The following is a 22,163-nucleotide window of genomic DNA, read 5'->3' as shown; positions in this document are numbered from 1 at the left end:
TAATGTTGTTTTTTCTTTATGTCATATAATATTGTCTTTTCTAAAAAGACGTACGATAAATATATAAAACATTTTTATTGTTCGTGTTAATGCTCATTAATCAATGTTTCAAAACAATAATTTTAAGAAATTCCAAAAATAATGTTGACATTCGATGTTAATGGTTTTAATATTGGATTAAATTCAATACGACGAAAAAATACGACGACGAAGACATACTTAACGATTTGAAAATCCCACAGCGAGCTGATGGTTGGTGTAAATCAGTGATTTCAACGGTAAGTTCCACTTCTGAGTAGGTACTCCGAACATATAAAAGTAGGTTTACCCGGATCATGCACGTTAAGCATATAGCAAAGACTGTCCATTTCAAAAGGACAGTGAAACAAGGGTGGTACCGCGATTGTTTATACAAGCTTTTCGCCCCTTACGACGGTAAGGGTGTGGAGAGCTTTTTTTTATTTAAATGCTGAAGTACTTGACTTTCCAAGTTACTTTTGCAAATTTTTCTAAAAACGAGAGGGGCAATTACTTATGTTACAAGATTACCAATTATTACGTATTCCAGGACCAACACCAATCCCACCAAGCGTTGAACGTGCAATGGCTAAGCCAATGATTGGGCACCGTGGGAACGAAACTAGTCTGATGATTCAAAATATTAAACCTAGACTGAAAAAAGTTTTCGGTACAACTCAAGACGTCATGATGTTAACAGGTAGTGGTACTTCAGGACTTGAAGCAGCAATTGTTAATGTTGTAAAACCAGGTGATAAAGTATTAGTTGTTGCCACAGGAGTATTTGGAAATCGATTCACTAAAATCTGCGAAGCATATCAAATAAATGTAGAAGAATATAAAGTTGAATGGGGAACTTCACTTAACCCAGCTGAAATTGCTGAATATGTAAAAGCAAACCCTGATATCAAAGCAGTATTTTCTACATACTGCGAAACTTCAACGGGTGTCTTAAATCCTGTTGGTAAATTAGCACAAGCTGTTCATGCAGTAAATGATGAGACATTAGTTATTATCGATGGTGTTTCTTGCATGGCAGGTGTAGAAACTAAAATGGATGAATGGGGTATCGATGTTGTCGTAACTGGTTCTCAAAAAGCATTTATGCTACCAGCTGGACTGAACTTTATTGCAGTAAGTGAACGCGCATGGAAAGTTATCGAAAGTAATCCCAAAAAAGGTTTTTACTTAGATCTAACAAAATACCGTGACAATCTTGCAAAAGATACAACACCTTTCACACCAGCTTTATCTTTACTATTTGGTTTAGAACAAACACTTGAAAACTTCGAACAAGAAGGTCTTGAAAATGTATATGCTCGTCACCAACTAATGCGTGACATGACTCGTGCTGCATTTAAAGCTTTAAATCTTCCATTATTCGCTTCAGACGAAGATGGTTCTCCAACAGTTACATCTGTGAAACCTGATGATTTCGATCCAGAAGCATTCCGAAAAGTATTAAAAGCAGACTTCAACTTATCTATTGCAGGTGGTCAACAAACATTAAAGGGAAAAATCTTCCGAGTTGGTCATATGGGCTATTGCGCTCCAACTGATGTACTACAATATGTTGCTGCAATGGAAATCGCACTAGTGAAAGTTGGAAAAGATATTCAACTTGGTGCTGGTGTTGCCGCAGCTCAAGCAGTTTACTTACAAAATACTACAGAAAAAGTTGCACAATAAGGAGAGAATACAAAGATGGCTATTAACATTTTAATCAGTGACCCACTAAGCGAAGATGGAATTTATCCACTTCGTCAAGAACAAGAACTAGATTTGAATATTGTGATTAACACTGGCCTTCAACCAGAAGAATTGAAAGCAATTATTAAAGACTTTGATGTATTACTTGTCCGTTCTCAAACAAAAGTAACACGAGAAATTATTGAAGCCGCTGATCATTTAAAACTTATCGGTCGAGCAGGTGTTGGTGTCGATAATATTGATTTAGATGCTGCTACAGAAAAAGGGATTATCGTCGTAAATGCTCCGGATGGTAATACAAACTCTGCTGCAGAACATACAACTGCTATGATTATGTCTTTAGCTCGTCATATTCCTCACGCCTATCTATCTTTAAAAGAAGGACGTTGGGATCGCAAAAAATTCGTAGGTGTTGAGCTTAAAAACAAAACATTAGGTGTCATTGGTTTCGGTCGAATCGGTCAAGAAGTGGCTCATCGTGCTAAAGGAAATCGTATGAATGTAATTGCTTATGACCCATTCTTGACAGCCGAAAAAGCCGAAAAAGCTGGTGTTGATTATGGTAGTGTTGAAGATGTAGCACGTGTAGCAGATTTTATCACTGTCCACACACCACTTCTAGATTCTACTCGTCATATGATTAATGAAGAAGTTTTCAACATCATGAAAGACGGCGTTCGCATTATTAACTGTGCACGTGGTGGTATCATCGATGAAGAAGCTTTGTACAATGCCATTGAAAATGGTAAAGTTGCAGGTGCTGCACTAGACGTAATGGAAGATGAACCATTCGTAGGAAATCGCCTTTTAGACTTACCACAAGTAATCGCAACTCCACACCTTGGTGCTTCAACTGTAGAAGCGCAAGAATCTGTCGCAGTTGATGTAAGTAACGATATCTTAAGTTACTTTAAAATAGGAACAGTTCGTAACCCAGTGAACATGCCATCAGTTCCTAAAGATATGGTCGCTAAAGTAGAACCATTCTTTGATCTTGCCAATAAAATCGGTGCTTTCGTTTCTAACTTAGTAGACGAAGCCATCGAAGAAATCAATATATACTACTCTGGCGAACTTGCAAGCTTTGATGTTCGTCCATTAACAAATAACGCTGTCAAAGGTGTACTTAGTCGTAATCTTGGAAATCATGTAAACAACGTAAATGCTCGTTATTTAGCAGAAAGAAATGCTATCAAGATCAACGAACATAAGTCTACAACTGCTAAAGCATTCTTAAATTCTATCTCAGTTGAACTTATAACAAAAAATGAAACGCACAAAGTAAAAGGTACATTACTAAACGGACTAGGAGCTCGTATCGTTCAAGTTGATGACTATGTTGTTGACGTTGTACCAGAAGGTCATTTAATCTTTATCAAACATACTGACAAACCAGGTGCCATCGGACGCGTTGGTACACTACTTGCAGAAAAAGATATCAATATTGCCACAATGCAAGTTGGTCGTTCAAATCAAGGTGGGAATGCCATCATGATGCTTTCTGTAGATAATGCTTTTGAAAATATCGAATTCTTAACAGCTCAAGACAATGTCTTCGAAGCAAAAGCGATTAACTTATAATCTTCTACTTAAATAATGCCAGAAGCGGTTTCTATTAATTAGAGACCGCTTCTTTTATTTTGCTATTTTCACTAATGTGCTAACAAATGATATCTGGATTTAACGACATAAAAAAAGAGCAGCTACGCTACTCTTCGAAAATTCAATAGAATCGATAAATCACCAAAGCCAATGTCAAAGCCCCTGCAATAAATATTTTAGGATCTTTTAATAATCTTTTCATAGTCTTCATTCTCTTCCCCTCACGATATGAACGACTTTTTCCTTTCTTGGGTTTCTAATTTTTTACCTAAATTTTCTCTACCAATTGAACAAGCTCATGTAAAGCATGAATTTCATAAGTAGGTTGAACCCCTTCTACATGAGGTTTGTTTTCACGGTTTATCCATGCAGAACGCATTTGCACACGAGAAGAACCGAGAATATCGGTCATTAGATTGTCTCCAACCATAATAGCTTCTCTTGCATCTACTTTTGCTACTTCTAAAACGTGTCTGAAAATGGAAGCAGCTGGCTTACCTTCACCAAAATTCCCGGAAATAATAATATGGTCAAAATAAGGTACAATTTCAGGTGTAATTTTCAATTTTAAATTTTGTAGACTAGGAGAACCATTTGTCAGTAAAATAAGTTGATATTTTTCCTTTAAAGTATCCAATACTTCAAATGTATCCTCATAAACAAATGGGCTTTGTTTTCTTGCTTCTACAAAATATTCACCCAGTTCTGCCCCAAGTTTTTCATCTTGTATTCCAAGCTTTTCTAATCCACCAGTCCATGCATCTTTTCGATATACTGGAACAATGCTTTTCAATTCCTGAAATTGAGGTGTTGGATCATCAAATTGTCCCCAAAGCCCTTCGAATGGATTAATCCCTATTAACTTTGTGTATTCATATGTAGGATATGTACTATATAAATTGCGAGCAGTTTCACGTACTTTTTCTTCAAATTCCTTCGCATCAACTTCAACGATGGAAGCAGCTTTCTCACAAGTTAAAGCAAATGCGGTAGCAATACTTTTTTTATCCCATAATAGAGTATCATCTAGATCAAAAATTACTGTTGAAATTGTCACTTAATATTCGCCCCTTAGTATAAATATCGTTAATAATATCGTAGCATAATTTAAAATAAAATACGGAATTTTCTTTTAATTTTTCAAAGTAATTAAGACGTTTAAATTCTGAATTTTTCGGTCCTTATTATAATTTATTTTTATAACCTTTAAGATATACGAAAAAACAAGAAATCTAGAATTTAAAGCATCCCCATATTCTGATACCAACTTACAGTTTTTATCGGCAAGTTATGTACTTTTTCGATTTAATTCATTAATATTTACATTCATTTTTCAAAAACTTTCAATAAAATCTTCACAAAAAAAGGAGAGAAATATACTCTCCCCCTTTGAACTATTTATAATTATAATTCCTTTAAGCAACTGCTTATTTTCTTTTGGAATTCAATATATTTTTCACTGGATCCTACGCAGACATAAAAGCTCTTTAAAAAGCTTTTGCAATTAGCATTTAATTTTACGTATTTTTCTTCTTCAAGTTTACTTTTTTGTAGCTTTAGGAATGATGGAATCTTATCGAATAAATCATCCACTATTTCTGTAGCAAGTCCTATTTCAAGCATTGCCATTATCGGTGTTAATAATCTCTCTGCCTCGTCTGCTATATATACATCCGCAAAGGTCAGTGCCTTATTAGCCAATCCTTGAAAAATAGAAGGGAAAAATTTCACATCCATTTTAGGATTTTTCACTAATTCATCAATGGCATCAGCTGTATGCGCTACACTATGTGCCCAACCTTTTTCGGAAACAAATCCTCTTAAATCCTGTTCTAAATCTAAATATAGGAGCAATTCATTTCTAGTGCGATCTAATAATTGTAATGGTATAAAGGAATGTTCTAAATCTTTGCCTAATATTAACGTGATTAATAGGACTGAAAAAGAACGCTTAAAGATATGGTCTGTTCCGACGTCACCAATTTCATAAAACAAATATTCGTCTCCTAATGCTTTTGTAAGTAAATCGACGAGTTTTTCTTCTGGTATCAAATTCTCGTCCTGGATAAGTTGAGAAAAACCTCGATAAATTAATTTATCTCTAAGCTCTGAATCTGAAGAACCGATATGTTCCATCATTGAATCAATGAGTTCTGTTTGGTTTTGTTCTTGCCAAGTAGTTTTTCCATTTTGAATATCGAGTAGAAGTGTTTTTAAAGTTATTTCGTCCATAATTAAAACCTCCAATACGAATATTTCATCGACTAAACTGCAAAAAATACACTGTCAATTACTCTGTATTGTCATTAATAGTATAGCACTTGACTTGTGCATCAGATAATTGTTTATTTCATCCTATGTAATCTCTATTTTTCTTATGCATAGGTTGTCCATATTATTTTTCTAAATAATTCCTTCTATTAAATATTCCTATATTTTAATAAATTAAAAGCCTAATGTATAAATACTCTACATTAGGCTTTTATATGTTATTTTATATCTTTCGGTACTTACACAAAGATCAACCAAATAATCATGGTAACAATAATAGTTGTGATACCTTGTAAGAGTGTTGCCATTGTTTGGGCTTTGTAAGCATCGGTTACCTTCATGCCACTAAACTGGGTTACTACCCAGAAGAAGCTATCATTAACGTGGCTAACTGTCATTGCTCCTGCACCAAGTGCCATGACAACAAGTGCTAATGGAAGAGCACCTTCTATTCCTAAAGTTGGTAACATCGGTGCGATTAAAGACGACGTAATAACTAAAGCAGCAGTAGAAGAACCTTGCGCAGATTTTAATGCTGCCGCAATAATAAATGGTACTAATAAGAACAATACACCTTGGGATAATGCACCGAGATCCATAGATTGTAGAATCTCTGCTACACCTGTATTTTTGATAATGGTACCAAAAGCACCTCCAGCACCCGTGATTAAAAGAATAGGTGCTGCTTCTTTTAAACTTTCCCCAATCCAATCATTTAATGTCACTTCACTAATTTCTGGAAGTAATAAGAATGATGCTAATACTCCAAATAGTAATGCTACAGATGGTGAACCAATAAATTGTAAAAAGTGTGACACCCCAGATTTATCATCTAATGTTAAGGCAGCTACTGAGCCTATTCCAATCAAAATAATAGGTAATACAATGGGCAAAAATGCTTTAAAAGTAGATGGCATTTTACCAAATGATTTAATCACTTCTTCATAATCTAAAGCTTCTTCATGGTCAGCGGGTACCTCGATTTTAGTTCCCATCTTCACTGCCCAGAAATAACCAACAATTGTTGCCGGAATAGCTACGATTAAGCCAACTAAAATAATCGTTCCTAAATAATCAGTAGCTCCGATATTTCCTGCAGCAGCGATTGGTCCAGGAGTTGGTGGCACTAATGTATGCGTTGCATATAATCCGGTTGCTAACGCGACAGCCATTGATGCTACTTTTACTTTTGCACGTTTGGCTAAAGATTTTTGCAAACTTGATAGTATGATAAAACCTGAATCACAAAATACAGGAATCGAAACAATATACCCAATAATACTCATCGCTAATTGCGGACGTTTTTCTCCAAGAATTCGTAATACAACCTCAGCCATTCGATATGCTGCGCCTGATTTCTCTAAAATAACACCAATAATTGTTCCAGCAATAATGACTATACCTATGCTGGTCATCAATCCGCCGAAACCTTCATTGATATTTTTAACAATATCTAAAAGTGGCATACCAGATGCAATTCCTACGAAGAAGGATGCACCGAGCAAAGCTAAAAATGGATGAAGCTTTAGTTTTGCAGTTGCAAAAACGATAAACAATACACCTATTAAAATGATTAGAAATAACATTATTCCACCCCTATGAATTGATTAATTTTTGAACTGTTTCATATGTTCTTTCTTTTAAGTAGATTGCTGGATTCGCAATCGATTCTTCACTAGAAACTTGTTCATTTGCAACACTAGCAATTTGGGTAAAATATTTAGCTAGTTGTACTCTACTAGACTCTTCTACATATCCAGATATTAAGACGACTGGCACATGCTGTTTAGCTGCTTCTTTCGCAATACCAACAGGCGCCTTTCCAGATAGCGTTTGAACATCAGATTTTCCTTCCCCTGTTATCACTAGTGATGCTGACTGAAGATGACGAGCAAAATCTATTGCCTTCATGACAACTTCAATTCCTGGTTTTAGTTCTACAGGAAAGAATGCCAAAAAAGCTCCTCCAATACCTCCTGCAGCACCTGCACCTGGTTTTTGATGCAATGCAATCCTCGTTTCTTTTTCGATAACATTTGCTAAATGGTATAAATTTAAATCTATTTCTTTTACCATTTCTTCCGTAGCACCTTTTTGTGGGCCAAAGATTGCCGTTGCACCATTTGGGCCTACTAGTGGATTGTCTACATCACACGCAATTACAAATTGTGATAATTTGATACGCGGATCAAATTTGCTCATATCAATTTTAGATAAATTTTTTAATGGCTGTGCACCTTCTGCTAGTTCTTGGCCTTGTGCATCTAAAAACTTCATGCCTAGTGCACGTAGCATTCCTGTACCTCCGTCATTTGTAGCACTCCCCCCAATGCCAATGACAAATTTACGATATCCAGCATTTAATGCATGTAAGATAAGTTGACCCGTGCCAAATGTGGAAGCAACTAACGGATTACGTTCATCTGGTGACAATAGTGTTAAACCTGATGCTTTTGCCATTTCAATCATGCAAGTTTCACCATCACCAAGAATTCCATACTCTGCATTAATAGTTCTACCTAATGGGTCTTGAACTTTAACGCATTCAAGCTTCCCGTTCGTTGCATTGATCAATGGCTCTAACGTTCCCTCTCCACCATCTGCAACAGGTAATAATACAGTTTCAATTTTTTTATCCATTTCATGTATGGCATCTGCCATAATTTTTGCCGCATCTGTAGCGGATAATGAACCTTTAAAAGAATCAGGGCTGACAATGATTTTCACGTCAATTCCTCCTATAAGTAAAACGCTTACATAGAATTATATTAATAATTCTTTCATTTTACATTATACTTAATGTATAATTTATCTGTCGTATAACAGTTATAAATTTATACGTGAAGGAGTATCTTATGATTTCAAAACAACTAGCAAACCAAATTGTTGAACAAACAATGTTACGTCTTCATCGTAATATCAATGTTATGAACACAAGTGGTATTATTTTAGCTTCTGGAGATCAATTACGTGTTGAAAGTATTCATGAGGGAGCAAAAATGGTTGTAGAAAGTGAAAAGCCATTAATCATAACTGAAAAGAACATGCACCTTTTTCCAAAGGCCAAACCTGGCATTAATCTACCTATTTACTTTCAAAACGAATTAGTTGGAGTTGTTGGAATTACCGGAGACCCAGATGAGTTATTAGAGGTAGCAACACTTGTACAACTTACTACTGAAATGATGGTACACCAAGCACTTATTGTTTCTCAATCTGAGTGGAAGAGAAAAATGCGTGAAAGAATTTTTGAAGATTTACTAACAGGTCAACCTATCGAAAAATTAATGACTGAACGTCTTTTAAAAGTTTCCTTCCATTCAGAATCACCCTATTATTTAGCAATTCTTAAAGTAATACCAAAACATCAAGCCTATCAATCTTTTGTCGAATACTTAGAAGACTTTTATGTTCATGATTCTGTATTGATTGGAAAATATCAATCAGATGAATACTTTATCTTAACATCAGGGATTTCCGAAAAAGCCGTAAAGAAAAGTCTGAGTTCTTTAGTCAAACAAATTCAAAAATATTTTAAGGTGAAAATCGGCGTTGGAACGATGATAGATGATCTAAGTAAAGTTCGCCATGCTTACGATACAGCTAAGACAGCTCTAGAATATAGCGAACACAGCCAAATCATCTCCTTCTTTGAATCCGTAGAACTGTATTCTTTATTGAAGAAAAAGGAATCTCCTGAAGCACAACAATTCACACATAGATTATTGAAGGACGTTAACCCTAAATTGCTTCATACGCTAGATGAATTTTTACATTGCAATCAACAGATTTCATTGACAGCAGAGATGTTAGATATTCATCGTCATACCCTTACATATCGTTTGAATCAAATTTTTGAAATGACAGGTTTTAATCCAACCGTTTTTCAAGATGCCGTTGTATTGCAAATAGCTTTGTGGCTTTATGATGAAAAGAAACAGAAAGAGTGATTTCTCTCTCGGGCTCCCTTTTATCACAAAGCCAAAAAATAGTTGGGGAGAGCCCCAACTATTTACAAAGAGTCTTATTTTTCAAACCCATATAGTTCATCTAATGCTTCGATTTTTTTATGAATTGCATCTTCAAATGACATGATATATTGCACAGGTTCTTTCGGGTTATGATATTGTGAGATTTTCCCTGTTTCAGCATTTACTAATTTCGTTGACGCACCACAGCCTAAGCCAATAATCGTTTGGACTTCTTCCATAATTGCAATATTATAAATGCTCTCCTCACCAGGTAATGAGTATCCCACATTTTCTAGATTGCCAAGGATATTCTTTTGTCTGTATAGATAATATGGCTTGTAACCATGTTCTGCAGTCCATTCATGGGCACGAAACATCATTTTTTCTGCTGTTTGACGATCCGCTACTTTGTACTTTTCTTTGTTATGGGTCATTTCCGATGCTCGTTTAAACGACAATGTATGAACGGTCAAAGATTCCGGCATCATTTTTTCAGATTCGCTAAGTGAATGTTCAAATTCCTCAGTTCCTTCATTTGGTAAACCAATAATAAGGTCCATATTGATGTTATTCATACCAGCTTCTCTTGCCATCCAGAACTTATCAATTGTTTCTTGAACCGTATGATGGCGACCGATTGCCTTTAACGTTTCATCTGTATAGGATTGTGGATTAACACTAATACGGTCAATACCCCATTTTTTTAATATAGCTAATTTTTCTGGCGTAATAGTATCCGGTCTCCCCGCTTCGACCGTAATTTCACGAATAGTTTCTGAATGCGGGAACGAATCAAACATAGTTTGATACAATGCATCCATCTCATCCGCTTCAATAGAAGTAGGTGTACCTCCACCCCAATAGATTGAGGTGGTTTTCATATCGTGTTTTTTTAACCATTTCCCCATCTCTTGAATTTCTATATGAAGTCCATCTAAAAATGTTGCAACTCTACCTTGTTTACGATTACTTTGGATAGCATAAGCAGGAAATGTACAATATGCACACTTCGTTGGACAAAATGGTATGCCGATATAAATACTAACCTCATTACCTATTGTGTCTAAGTCCGGAATTGTCTTTAGCTGTGTTTTTACAATACTTTTTAACATATCGATTTTTTCATCAGCAAGGCTAAACTCATTTTTGAGCTTATCATGTATTTGTTGATCCGTTAAACCTGCTTTTCTAAATTTATGATACAGTTTTGTAGGTCGAATACCTGTTAGAATACCCCATTGTTGAATAATCCCTGTCTTTTGTTCAAGCATATCAAGTAATACATGAGATAAAGCTCTTTTTACTCGAATTCTTCTTTCTCTTTCTGTTCCTTCAGTTTCATATGCCTGTTGAAATTGACTTTTATAAATTTGACCATCCATTTGAAGAGTTCCATCTGCAATTACTGTAAAATCGGCAGTTGTATGATGGTTGAACTGAACAACCAAGTCCGGTACTAAATCTTTTTTCGCTAACTTAGTATCTTCAAAAAACAAATTTGTTATATCATGAAATACCCGCATAAAATCTTGAGGGTACGCACCTTCCACTTTCAATACTTGCATATTCTTAATCACTTCTTTCTAAAATCATTTAATAAATCTATTAGGTCGATCTTATAAATATACGTATTAGGATAGATAAAAAATATCTAGTATATTGTAGCAAATTTCCGTCTAAATCTCGAAAGGAATCTTTATAAATATAGTTATTACAAAATTGAAACATACAAAAAGCCCTCAAGTATTGACTTGAGAGCTTAAAAAATTATGGCTTTAGTTGAAGTCTTTGTATAAGCCTTCGATTGGTTTTACTAATACTCGGTTAATCTCTTCAATTAGACCACTTAGTGCCATTTCTGCTTGTAACATGTTGGCGATTTTTTCATTTTGTTGTGCTAGTTGTGCAGTTTTTTGAGCATATTGTAATTCGTCTTCTTCAATTTGTTGTCCTTGCATTTGTTTTTGTTGTAGTTTCAATTGGACATCACGGAAGTTTTTGAAAAGCTTTGCAGCATCTTCATCAGCTTTCACTGTTGTAATTGCTTGTTGTAAAGCTTGAAATTCATTTGTTTTACGAAATGCACCTTCTAATGCATTAATTTCATTATAAATATTATTCAATTCATTTCCCTACTTTCTTTTATTCAACTTTTCTTAATCATTAAATGCCAATCATCTCTTAGAATATGCTAACAAAGATTCCTTGTATGACACCAATTACTCCTCCAAGAACAAAACCTAATACTGTAATCATTTTAAATTCGCGTTTTGAAATGCCCAAAACCAAATCTTCTAACACAGATACTGGGAATGAATCTACTTGTTCTTTTACGATTTGTTCCAAATTCAAGCGTTTAATAGCATCCTCTAATTTATCTTCAGCTATAGCAAAGCCTTTTTCAACGAATTGTGGGACAACGTTTCGTGCCATCCACTCTGCACCATCATTCCAATAATATACAAGTGGCTTATCCAAACGATTTTCGATTTGTAATTCTTGTTTCACATAGGCTTGAATTCTTGCTTGTGTTGAGTTGAAATCTAATTCACCTACTAATTGAGGAACCGATTGTACTTTTAGTTTTTTCCACTCAGATGTTAATAAGTTTGTTAATAACACCATTGTTCCTGGCGCATTGATAAATTTATTTACTTCTTTTTGTAATTTATCCACAAGTGATGATGAATCACCTAAGAACATTTGAATCATGCCACCTAAAGTCCCTTTAGACTCTAAGAAATCATCGATTAACTTTTTAATGGTTTGATAACCTTCTTCAGATTCAAAATAATCCTCGCCTTTTTTTAGAATATAACGCGCAATATCAGGAATCTTGGAAGTTGCCTTTTGTTCCCACGATACTGGCAATAATTCTTCAATTGCATTTGACGATAATACATTTTTGAAATGATTAACTTGATCCACAACAATGTTGTCTACTTTACCTTCAACCGTTTGAGGTAAGTTCGATACGCCAACTTGTTGTAGCCAATCTTTTATCGTTTTTTCTTTCGTAAAAATAGTTTCTTGAATTTTATCATTCAACCATTGTTCTACCTTTTGCTGATTGCTATTTGTAAACAGCTTTTTACGAAACATTTCGGGCGTTAACAAATAGTTTACAACTGTTTTTCCTAATTGTTTCGCTAATTCACCACGTCTTTTTGGAATTAGACCTGGTGTAAAAGGTAATCTCCACGAACCAATATATATTGGCGCATGTGGTCTAAACAGCATTTTAATAGCCAGATGATTTGTAAATCCCCCGATTACTGCACCAACAACGGTCATAAATAAAATCGAAAGTAGTGTATTCAATTGATTCACCCATTTCTTTCAATTAAGCTTTAGTATATTGTGCATAAATTTATGCTTCAATCGAGTCCATTTACTTCCACATATTGTATGAAAGCAGCTAAAACTAAGCCTTATTATAGCAGACAGTTAGTTATTGTTAAATGGATAGCCATTTTTCGACAAGCCCTTAGATTTTGCTATGAAATTAGGGACTGGTAAATTATACTAAGGATAACTTAAAAACTCTGAAAGGGGCTTACTAGATGATTCAACATTTTAGCTTCAAACCACTATTTGAAAACCAACAATTACCTGGCTGGTCAATTAGTTTCTTTTATAAACAAAATCGTTATGAAGGAATTTATGAACAAGATGGCACGATTAAATGGACCGACACAACCCCACCTGACGAAGAACAAGTAAAGAAAATGGTACATGAACTAATGCTGTTTCATGTTTATGATTAAAATTAGATATTACTTTATTTGTTCTAAATAATCTTCACGCCATTTTAATAATTCTTTTTCTGTTAAAAGTTTTTCCAGTGTTTCATCCCAGTGTCCCGTTAATGTGTTCCATACACGGGTATAGAGTAAATCTTTCTCTTTATTGTAAAGGATAAATTGTACACAAGGGACATCGTTAATTTGTATGATTTTATTTGATGTGATTGAGGTGATGAAGGTTTGAACTGCATCTTGGTCCTTTTCTTCGTTCTTAAGTGCAGGACGATTTTCTTGTAATGCATTGAAAATCACTTCATCCTCTACATCCATCGGTTCTTCTGAAGCATAAGGAAAGGGCTCTGGTAATTCATCCAAATCATCTAAATCTTCCATATTACCTGTTAGAAAATCTTTGTGATTGGCACTATATAATAATTCTTGTGTTTCTTCTTCCTGTTCCTCTTCAAATATTCCGTTTTCGAGCTGTTTTTCGCCTCTTGCAGTTAATCGAAAGTACGCTTCTTTTTCAACTAATCCTTTATTTTGTAGGTTTTGAAGCAAATCTCGAATAAATAATTCTTCTACTAACAACAAGTCACTAAGTTCTTTAGGTTCTGCAATTTCTGCTTGTTTGCAGCTGAGTAAAACCATTTTCATCAAGATATCCATTGTTAGTCGTTTTACTGGTTTATATTTAAACTCTATTGTTTGAATAGGGAAGCACCAGCTAAATGTAGCTAAGATATTCGCTTTTGGATCTTGTTTAATTTTTTTAGTTAGCTTATTTTCTAATGCGTTCACAATTGGTGCTCCTTTCAAACACTATTTTGCTTTTCCTTCCTCATCACGCAGTCCATTTTGCGATTTGACAACTTCAAGTAAATGACTATACATGGCGCGAGATTCTTTTTTCTTCGCACGTTTCGTAAACATTTCTACACTACCAACAAGTATTAGTAATTCCCTTGCACGAGATAACGCAACATTTAAGCGGCGATAATCATTAGCAAACCCAATGTCTCCACCTTTATGATCTGTGTTGCGGACCATACTAACGATGATCACGTCCATCTCCATACCTTGGAATCTATCCACTGTACCTGTGCGCAATTGCAAGTGATCTAGCTTCAGTTCTTGTTGAATGAGATGATCAATTTTCTTAACTTGTTCACCGTAAAAACTAATAACCCCTACACTTTTCTTCGTTCCTTTTGGTAGATTTCCACTTGTAATCGCCATTTCTGTAGCTTGATTTAAATCGAGTAATGTATGGCGAATTGTATCTAATTCACCCGGGTTAAAACGACTTTTCCCGTTTTTCATCTGCTCTTCAAAATAAGGCTTTCTACTTGGCATATCAAGCCATATTAAATGATCATCTCGTTTTACATAATGACCTTCTAAGTGATGATCTCGTACTTGATCTGAATTTTCTAGACCACATTGCAAATGGCTATCTTCGTTTTCATAGAAAGGAGCGATGGTTTTCATAATATTTTCGTGCATGCGATATTGAATGGCTAGCATTTGTTTATTTGATTTTGGTAAGTTTTTAAATAATCGTTCGAATAAGGATTCTTTTAATAGTTTCCTCAACTCATTAATTTCCTGTAAATCATCACTTTCATCGATAATCGCTTTAAGCGTTTCCTCTAAAGTGTCATCCCCAATTAGTGGTGGAAGTTGATGATGGTCACCTACTAAAATAATTTTCTTACCCTTTAACATTGGAAGTAACAATTCAGGTGGCGTTGCCTTTGAGACTTCATCAATAATTACCACATCAAAAGTCGGATAGTTGTCCATAAATTCTTTACGCGCAGAAGCAACACATGTTGTTCCAATGACATTTGCATGGTTTACATATAGTTTACGTATCTCATCTAGGTCATGCTCGCTCGCATTTAACAATAGTTGATGCCACTGTTGTTGTAACTTTTGTTTAATCGGCAATTGTTGTTTGTCATGATGAAGTTTTTCAATTATATTTTCGACACCTTTAATCGTTTCTTCTGTATATTGTTTTTGTCTTGCTAAATCTTGTTGCAGGATTTGTTCAAGTTCTTTTAATTTTTTCTCTTGTAAAAGTCCTTTTGTATTAATTTCTTTTACTTTTACTTCTGTTTGTGCAAGGTTTTCGAGCGCATCTTCTTCCTCTTTTAAAAGAGTCTCAAAAGTATCCTGTATTTGCTTAAGTTTAGGTAAAGTTGTAGCTACCGATTGCATTTGAATAGTCAGCTGCTCTAATTCTTTTTCTTGAATGTTCAATTGATGTTGAATGTCTGGTAAAGCTTCTGTCAGTTCTTCTTGAACAGCTTCACTTAACTTGTCTATTTTCTTTTTTAACTGTTCAACCTCAGCACTCCAGCGATTTCCTACATTTAGCAATCCACTTTCATGTTGTTTTGATGTATTCAAGATATACGATACTTGCGATTTCACTTCTTGTTTCATCATTTGGAATAGTCGCATGATTTCTTGACGCTGATTTTCAAGCATGCCAAATTGTTCTTCTACAAAAAAGCGTCGATTGTACAAACGCTCAAGGTATACATAAAGCTGATTTATATAAAGGTCAGGTGTCTCGAGTAAGAATCTTTTAAAGTGATCGATTGCCGAATCGATTTCACGAATAGAATAGGAAGAATATCCATTCTTCGTTTCTATCTCAACCTTTTGCAAAATACGCTGACTTTCTGAAACACCTATTTGACCTTCAAGATACCCGATTGCTCCGTTTAGTCGATTTCTTACTTCTTTCCAATCGTTATAGCCAAACATTTGAGCTTTAATGCGTTCAAAGGAATTACGTTGCCATTCAATTTTTGTATTCGCTTGGATATGATGTTCTTCCATAAAAACATTTAAATCCTGGATTTTTTTGCATTCTTCAATGGCTTCATTGGACGCTTGAAGTTTTCGATGGTTTTCAAGCCATTCTTGGTAAGCAGTTCGCGCATTTTTCAGTGCTAGTTCTGCTTTTTCTAATTCACCTTTAGAAAGTAAATAGGAAACTTGTTGGCGCAATTTCACAACTTCTGTTTGTTTTTCTTGTACCGTTTCTTCTAACTTTTCTAACGAACCATATTTTGATAATAGCTCTTCGAATTGTTGAATCTGTTTTTCTTCGATTATTTTTTTAGCAGTAAGTTCACTTGCTTTCTCTTCTAAAAGACGCTGTTCTTTTCTTAGAGGTCCTAGTGATTTCTTTAAATTTTTTATATCTTCTTCAACGATTACATAATCTTTTTCAGCTTGTTCCTGTTCTGCTATTTTTTCTTCTAGTACCGCGAGCTGTTGTTGTAGCCCTTGAAGTTCTTTTTCTTTTTGATCAATTGCAAGGTCCAATTCAGCTGTACGATCTCGATGAATGGCTAGTTCTGCTTCTAAATCATGTAATGTTTGTTCTCGCCAATATAACGCTACATTTTCTTCGATGAATTTTTTTCCTTCTTCTTCGATACTTTCTGTACGACCATAGCGAAGGATACGAATGTCCTTGTTTGCGAGAAGTCTACTTAATGCGTTATCAACAGCTAAATTGGATTGTGATGCAACTAAAGTTTTTAATCCTGCCTTAGCGTTTTGTTGACAGATTTCAGATATAACGGTCGTTTTCCCAGTTCCAGGAGGACCTTGAATGACATATAAATCTTCAGCCGATAAAGCACCAATAACCGCTTCTCTTTGGAATTCATTGAGTCGATTATCGAATTGTAGTTCTACTCTTTTTTTAGGTTGTTGAATCCTTGGACGTTCTTCAAATAGAATTTTTTCTAAATTCGCATTCGCAGCCAATCCTTTTTCTAGATCACTAAAGCCTTTTCGTAAACGACGAATCTGACTCAAAGTAGCAAAGTTACTAAACACGAGTTCTCTTGTTTTAGGATGCCATCTATCTTTTCGTACTTGTTCCTGTATAAATGGACGCAAATCAATTTCAACTGTTTTTTTGGAAGAATGAGCTTTTAGTACTGACCCCAGTTCATCTTTAGATCCTTGCACTTTTGCACTTAATCCAACAATTTTCTTCCATTCATTTTCTTTTAATCCATTGATTTTAAAGGTTATACGACTGAAATCTTCATTCACTTCATAATGAGAGAAGGAAACGGTCATATCATCGATAGTCGCATCTCGTTCTTGGATTTTCAGGTACCCTTCCCAACTTGAAATACGCTTTTGGACATACTTTGAGCGTTCTTCTGCAATTGGTAACTCTCGAATTTTACTATGTAATTCGAGTGGTAATCCAACAGTATTGCTAGCGTTTGTAGCAAACTGCATTTTCGTCTTAAAACGGCGATTCGTATGGACAGGTACTCGTTTACTTAATACACGGAAATTTGTTGCGAGTAAACCTTCATATTTTACAACACAATTCATGACCGCTACTTGTTCATCCAACTTTTCGGCAAGTGCATTATTTTCCACATTATCAAAATAGAGAGTGACAGCCATTTCGTCATGTGATGTATTTTGAACATGCTCAATGTGTACAACAAATGATTTTTGTAGGTGAAAAAAAGCATGTTCATCCTTCGCCCATGCTAAAATGCCTTCACGCGCTTTGTTCGTTAATATTAAATTTGTACGCATTACAGTTGGCTTAGCAACAACTTGTGCCATGAACATAACTTCCTTTCTTGTTCTTCAGCAATATCTTAATTACCTTTTCTCTGTTCAGATTAAAAAACACTAATATCTATCATATCAGTTTTTTCGTTAGAGATGGAGTGATGATATTTGGAAAAAATAAAAAAACAACTATAAACAAAAACGTCTATAGTTGTCTTTTGTCATATTGATTTGATTTATCTTGCTATATAAGAGAGTAAGAAATTATTTCATTTCACCAGATTGCAATTTATACATCTGATTATATCTTCCACCTAAGGCTAAAAGTTCGTCATGCGTACCTTGTTCTACAATTTCACCACGATCAAGTACTAAAATTCTATCTGCATTTTTAATAGTAGAAAGTCGATGCGCAATGATAAATGTTGTGCGCCCTTTTTTTAATACTTCCATTGCATGTTGAATAATTTCTTCTGTTTCTGTATCAATATTAGATGTAGCCTCATCTAATATTAATATAGCTGGGTTAAAGGCAAGTGCTCTCGCAAACGAAATCAATTGTCTTTGTCCTGATGAAAGCGTACTCCCCTTTTCAATAACAGGTTCATCTATACCACCAGGTAAATTCGCTAATACTTGATCTCCTCCGACAGCCTTTAGCGCTTTTTCTACTGTTTCCCGTGAAATTTTTGGATCCTCTAAACTTACATTAGATGCAATTGTACCTGTAAATAGATATGGATCCTGTAACACGATGCCCATATGTTCACGAATAGTTTGACGAGAGTAATCTTGAATATTATGTCCATCAATCGTAATAGAACCCTTTGTCACATCGTAAAAACGGAAAAGTAAATTCATAATTGAACTTTTTCCTGAGCCAGTATGCCCTACTAATGCAATTGTTTCACCTTGTTTTGCTTTGAAATTGATATCTTTTAGTACATATTCTTCTTCCTTATAGGCAAACCAAACATGGTTAAATGCTACATCTCCATGATAACGATCAATTCTTGTATCATCGACCGCTTCACCTGATTGATCTAGTAAATCAAAAACACGTTCAGAAGCAACATTTGCTCTTTCTAAGTTAGCAAGCTGATTAACAATATTTGTAACAGGATTAAATAGTCTTGTAATATAGTCGACAAATGCATACAACATACCAATTGAGATAGCACGGTCTCCAGCTAATTCTGCACTTCCAAAATACCAGATGAACATAATAAATGTAAGTGAACGAATGACACCAACTAAATTATGTGAAGTAGCTGAATCTAGTAATACTAACTTATTTTGATATTTATAATATTCGTCATTTAATTCATCAAATTCTTTTTGCATTTGTTTTTCTCGTCCAAATGCTTGAATAATCGTCATCCCATTAATAGACTCATTGATCATTCCATTCATATCAGACAACTTTCCACGTACGATATGATTGTATTTTGCTGCATACTTTCGATAAAGGATTGCCCAAAGAATAAGCAATGGGACAACTAATAATGCAATACAAGCCATTTTCCAATCTAAGAAAAACAGTGCAATATAGATGCCAAATATCGTCATAAAACTAGATGCAAATTGCGATAATACTTGAACAAATAAATCATGAATCGCTTCCGTATCATTCGTAACACGTGAAACTACTTTTCCAGCTGGCAAACGGTCAAAATAACGAATCGGAAGTGTTTGTATATGCTGATAAATATCATTTCGCATTTTTTGAATAATACGATTTGCACCCATTTGTAATAGAATATATTGCCCATATCGGAATATTGCTGTAATAACGGCTAGCCCAAAAAATACGGCCAATAAAATAGCAATTGGTTGAAATTCTAAGCCTTGTTCAGTAGCTTTTGAGATATGATCATCAATAATTTTCTTTGCCACTAATGGACCTGCTAAATCTGCAACTACTGCAATTGCTAAAAGGAAAAGTCCTGTAGCTAATATTTTTTTATAAAGTAAGGCATAACGCCAAAGTCTTTTGGTTGTACTCATAAATTATTTCGCCCCCTCAATCTGTTGGCGATCATGTTGTTCTTTGTACCAACCCTCTTTTGAAATCAGTTGTTCATGTGTACCTTCTTCAACAATTTTGCCATCTTCTAATACGATGATCCAATCCGCATGCATAATTGCAGACAATCGGTGCGTTACAATAATTGTTGTTTTATGTTCGCGAATTTCTTGGATATTCTTGATAATCGCACTCTCCGTTTTAGCATCAACTGCTGAAAGCGAATCATCCATGATTAATATCTCCGGATCACGTATTAATGCACGAGCTATGGAAATACGTTGCTTTTGGCCACCTGATAGAGATATCCCTTTTTCACCAACTAATGTATTTAACCCCATTGGTAGCATTTCCAAATCTTTTTCGAAGCATGAAACTCGAATAGCTTTCTGTAATTCTTCTTCTGTAGCGTCTGCCTTTCCAAACAATATATTTTCCCTTATTGTACGGGAGAATAATACGTGATCTTGAGGTACATAGCCAATCCAATTACGAACCTGCTCTTTTGTTTGTGCCTCTATTAACTCACCAGATAATTTTAGTTTTCCTTCACCAGTAGGGTATTCTCGTAGTAATTGCTTTACTACTGTGGTTTTCCCACTTCCTGTTTTACCAACAATCCCTAGTGTTTGCCCTTTTTCTAGAGACACCTCTAAATGTGACAAATTCGTCGATTGTGATTGAGGATATTGGAATGTCACATCATGGAAAACAACCGAACTTGGTTTTTCAATAACCATAGGTTCTTGAGGATCTGCAACATCTTCTTTCTCGTTTAGCGTTTCTTGAACGCGATCTAATGATGCATTTCCGCGTTGCATCACATTGATCAATTCCCCTATTGCAAACATCGGCCATACGACCATACCTAGATAAACGTTAAAGGAAACTAATTTTCCCAAAGTTATATCACCAATTGATACCAGGTATGCTCCATAACCCAGTCCAATCATATAACTTAACCCGGTTAAAACTCTTGTGATTGGTGTAAACCATGCATCAATTTTTTCAACATCCATATTTTTTTCATAAACTTCTTCTGTCATATTGTCAAAATGTTTTTCCGTTGCTCGTTCGTGAACATATGCCCTGACAACACGCACACCTTCAACTGCCTCTAGTACACGGTCATTCATCTGTCCAAAAGCATCTTGTGCAATCATATATTTCTGATGAATTTTTTTACCTAAAATTTGCATGGTAATTGCTAAAATAGGCAATGGAATAATTGCTGCAAGCGTTAATTTCCAAGATACTGAAAAGCCCATCATTAGAATAATTGTGGCAAGATATAATGTTGAATCTAAAAGTGTCATAATACCAAATCCGGCTGTTACGGAAACAGCACGCAAATCATTTGTAGCACGGGCCATTAAATCTCCTGTACGATTACGCTCATAGAATGGTGGCGACATCTTCAAAAACTGAGCCATTAAATTTTTTCTTAATTTCCGCTCAATTACATTTGAACCACCGAATAATTGATACTGCCAAATAAAATTGACAATATAAGCCATTACTAAAAGACCTGATAACGCGCCAATATATTGCCATAATAATATATTTGTAAGTGTCCCACGATGTATTGAATCAATCGATTCTCCTATCAACCATGGTGGCAATACTTCTACCGTATTAGCAATAATTAATAGCACTACAGCAATCGTATATCGTTTCCAATTTTCTTTAAAAAACCATTGAAGCTTTATTAATACATCAAACATAGATCAATTTCCTTCCCTTCATTTGCAAAGTCTAGTTAGCCATCTTCAATCGAATCCTTGTTCATTTTCCTTCGCATTTTTCGCACATACATCATGCACACTCCCTTTTTTGTCATTTCACTAAATTTTATGAATTAAAGGCAACAAAAAAGCACATACCCTAAAATGAGCATGCGCTAATTTTAACGAGTACGGAACACACCCGTACCTACCATTAATTTTTAGATAAAAAGAAAATTAGGAGGATTTGGTGTGGATACATTATGAAATTTACTGATTATCGAATTATGCTTAATCATTTTCATGTTCCATACCTCCTTTTCCTCAAAGTATTTAGTGTTTCTAAATATTAACATTAATATTTTATAATTGTCAATACTTTTAGAAAATTTCATCAATGAGTCCCAGTTTTATAAATTTTTTCTTTTCATTTAAAAAATAATTTTTATTTCGAATAACTTAATAGTAGAATTTATCTTATGTAATCTCAACTTAGATTCGATTCGTTAGGTAGAAA

Annotated in this window: 15 protein-coding genes and 1 other annotated feature; of the genes, 4 read left to right on the top strand and 11 right to left on the bottom strand. The window is 34.8% G+C overall.

Annotated features, from left to right (window positions below; all coding sequences use genetic code 11):
- Window positions 1–195: 195 nt before the first annotated feature.
- Window positions 196–431 (top strand) — a binding site (T-box leader).
- Window positions 432–534: 103 nt separating this feature from the next.
- Window positions 535–1,707, top strand: coding sequence for a pyridoxal-phosphate-dependent aminotransferase family protein (locus CW357_RS09890; RefSeq protein WP_124217934.1), 1,173 nt, complete (start codon window positions 535–537; stop codon window positions 1,705–1,707).
- A gap of 15 nt (window positions 1,708–1,722) precedes the next feature.
- A complete protein-coding gene (serA, locus tag CW357_RS09885; protein ID WP_119414556.1) occupies window positions 1,723–3,309 on the top strand; it encodes a phosphoglycerate dehydrogenase in 1,587 nt (528 codons plus the stop codon).
- A 289-nt stretch (window positions 3,310–3,598) separates the two neighbouring features.
- Here the strand turns inward: serA and CW357_RS09880 are convergent, their stop codons facing one another.
- The 4 genes from CW357_RS09880 to CW357_RS09865 form a co-directional block, all read right to left on the bottom strand.
- A complete protein-coding gene (locus CW357_RS09880) occupies window positions 3,599–4,387 on the bottom strand; it encodes an HAD family hydrolase (protein ID WP_124217933.1) in 789 nt (262 codons plus the stop codon).
- Between the two features lie 347 nt (window positions 4,388–4,734).
- Window positions 4,735–5,562 carry a DUF2785 domain-containing protein gene (locus tag CW357_RS09875; RefSeq protein ID WP_124217932.1) on the bottom strand — a complete coding sequence of 276 codons (828 nt, stop codon included), beginning with the start codon at window positions 5,560–5,562 and terminating at the stop codon, window positions 4,735–4,737.
- A 278-nt stretch (window positions 5,563–5,840) separates the two neighbouring features.
- The gene (locus CW357_RS09870; RefSeq protein ID WP_124217931.1) at window positions 5,841–7,187 is read right to left on the bottom strand and encodes a GntP family permease; all 1,347 of its coding nucleotides are present in this window, start codon (window positions 7,185–7,187) and stop codon (window positions 5,841–5,843) included.
- 10 nt (window positions 7,188–7,197) lie between these two features.
- On the bottom strand, window positions 7,198–8,328 hold the full coding sequence (locus CW357_RS09865; protein ID WP_119414552.1) for a glycerate kinase: 1,131 nt from the start codon (window positions 8,326–8,328) through the stop codon (window positions 7,198–7,200).
- A gap of 128 nt (window positions 8,329–8,456) precedes the next feature.
- Between CW357_RS09865 and CW357_RS09860 the strand changes: the two genes are divergently transcribed.
- The gene (locus tag CW357_RS09860; RefSeq protein ID WP_124217930.1) at window positions 8,457–9,551 is read left to right on the top strand and encodes a CdaR family transcriptional regulator; all 1,095 of its coding nucleotides are present in this window, start codon (window positions 8,457–8,459) and stop codon (window positions 9,549–9,551) included.
- A gap of 74 nt (window positions 9,552–9,625) precedes the next feature.
- On the opposite strand, the gene CW357_RS09855 is transcribed toward CW357_RS09860, so the two are convergent.
- The 3 genes from CW357_RS09855 to CW357_RS09845 form a co-directional block, all read right to left on the bottom strand.
- Window positions 9,626–11,137: a coproporphyrinogen III oxidase gene (locus tag CW357_RS09855; RefSeq protein ID WP_119414550.1), complete on the bottom strand. Its 1,512-nt coding sequence runs from the start codon at window positions 11,135–11,137 to the stop codon at window positions 9,626–9,628.
- Between the two features lie 210 nt (window positions 11,138–11,347).
- A complete protein-coding gene (locus CW357_RS09850; RefSeq protein WP_119414549.1) occupies window positions 11,348–11,695 on the bottom strand; it encodes a YlbF family regulator in 348 nt (115 codons plus the stop codon).
- A gap of 58 nt (window positions 11,696–11,753) precedes the next feature.
- Window positions 11,754–12,893: a DUF445 domain-containing protein gene (locus CW357_RS09845; protein ID WP_233548013.1), complete on the bottom strand. Its 1,140-nt coding sequence runs from the start codon at window positions 12,891–12,893 to the stop codon at window positions 11,754–11,756.
- Window positions 12,894–13,135: 242 nt separating this feature from the next.
- On the opposite strand from CW357_RS09845, the gene CW357_RS09840 reads away from it, so the two are divergent.
- Window positions 13,136–13,339 carry a YheE family protein gene (locus CW357_RS09840; RefSeq protein WP_119414548.1) on the top strand — a complete coding sequence of 68 codons (204 nt, stop codon included), beginning with the start codon at window positions 13,136–13,138 and terminating at the stop codon, window positions 13,337–13,339.
- A gap of 9 nt (window positions 13,340–13,348) precedes the next feature.
- On the opposite strand, the gene CW357_RS09835 is transcribed toward CW357_RS09840, so the two are convergent.
- The 4 genes from CW357_RS09835 to CW357_RS09820 all read right to left on the bottom strand — a co-directional run bounded on the left by CW357_RS09835 (window position 13,349) and on the right by CW357_RS09820 (window position 21,646).
- The gene (locus CW357_RS09835; RefSeq protein ID WP_119414547.1) at window positions 13,349–14,119 is read right to left on the bottom strand and encodes a hypothetical protein; all 771 of its coding nucleotides are present in this window, start codon (window positions 14,117–14,119) and stop codon (window positions 13,349–13,351) included.
- A gap of 21 nt (window positions 14,120–14,140) precedes the next feature.
- Complete coding sequence (locus CW357_RS09830; RefSeq protein ID WP_241155071.1) at window positions 14,141–17,947, bottom strand: AAA domain-containing protein; 3,807 nt, start codon at window positions 17,945–17,947, stop codon at window positions 14,141–14,143.
- A gap of 213 nt (window positions 17,948–18,160) precedes the next feature.
- The gene (locus CW357_RS09825) at window positions 18,161–19,903 is read right to left on the bottom strand and encodes an ABC transporter ATP-binding protein (RefSeq protein ID WP_124217929.1); all 1,743 of its coding nucleotides are present in this window, start codon (window positions 19,901–19,903) and stop codon (window positions 18,161–18,163) included.
- Window positions 19,904–19,906: 3 nt separating this feature from the next.
- Window positions 19,907–21,646: an ABC transporter ATP-binding protein gene (locus CW357_RS09820; protein WP_124217928.1), complete on the bottom strand. Its 1,740-nt coding sequence runs from the start codon at window positions 21,644–21,646 to the stop codon at window positions 19,907–19,909.
- Between the last annotated feature and the right edge of the window lie 517 nt (window positions 21,647–22,163).

The sequence above is a fragment of the Rummeliibacillus sp. TYF005 genome (assembly GCF_003844195.1).
In the GTDB taxonomy this organism is placed as follows: Bacteria; Bacillota; Bacilli; order Bacillales_A; family Planococcaceae; genus Rummeliibacillus.
This window is presented reverse-complemented; position numbering and strand designations above follow the sequence as displayed.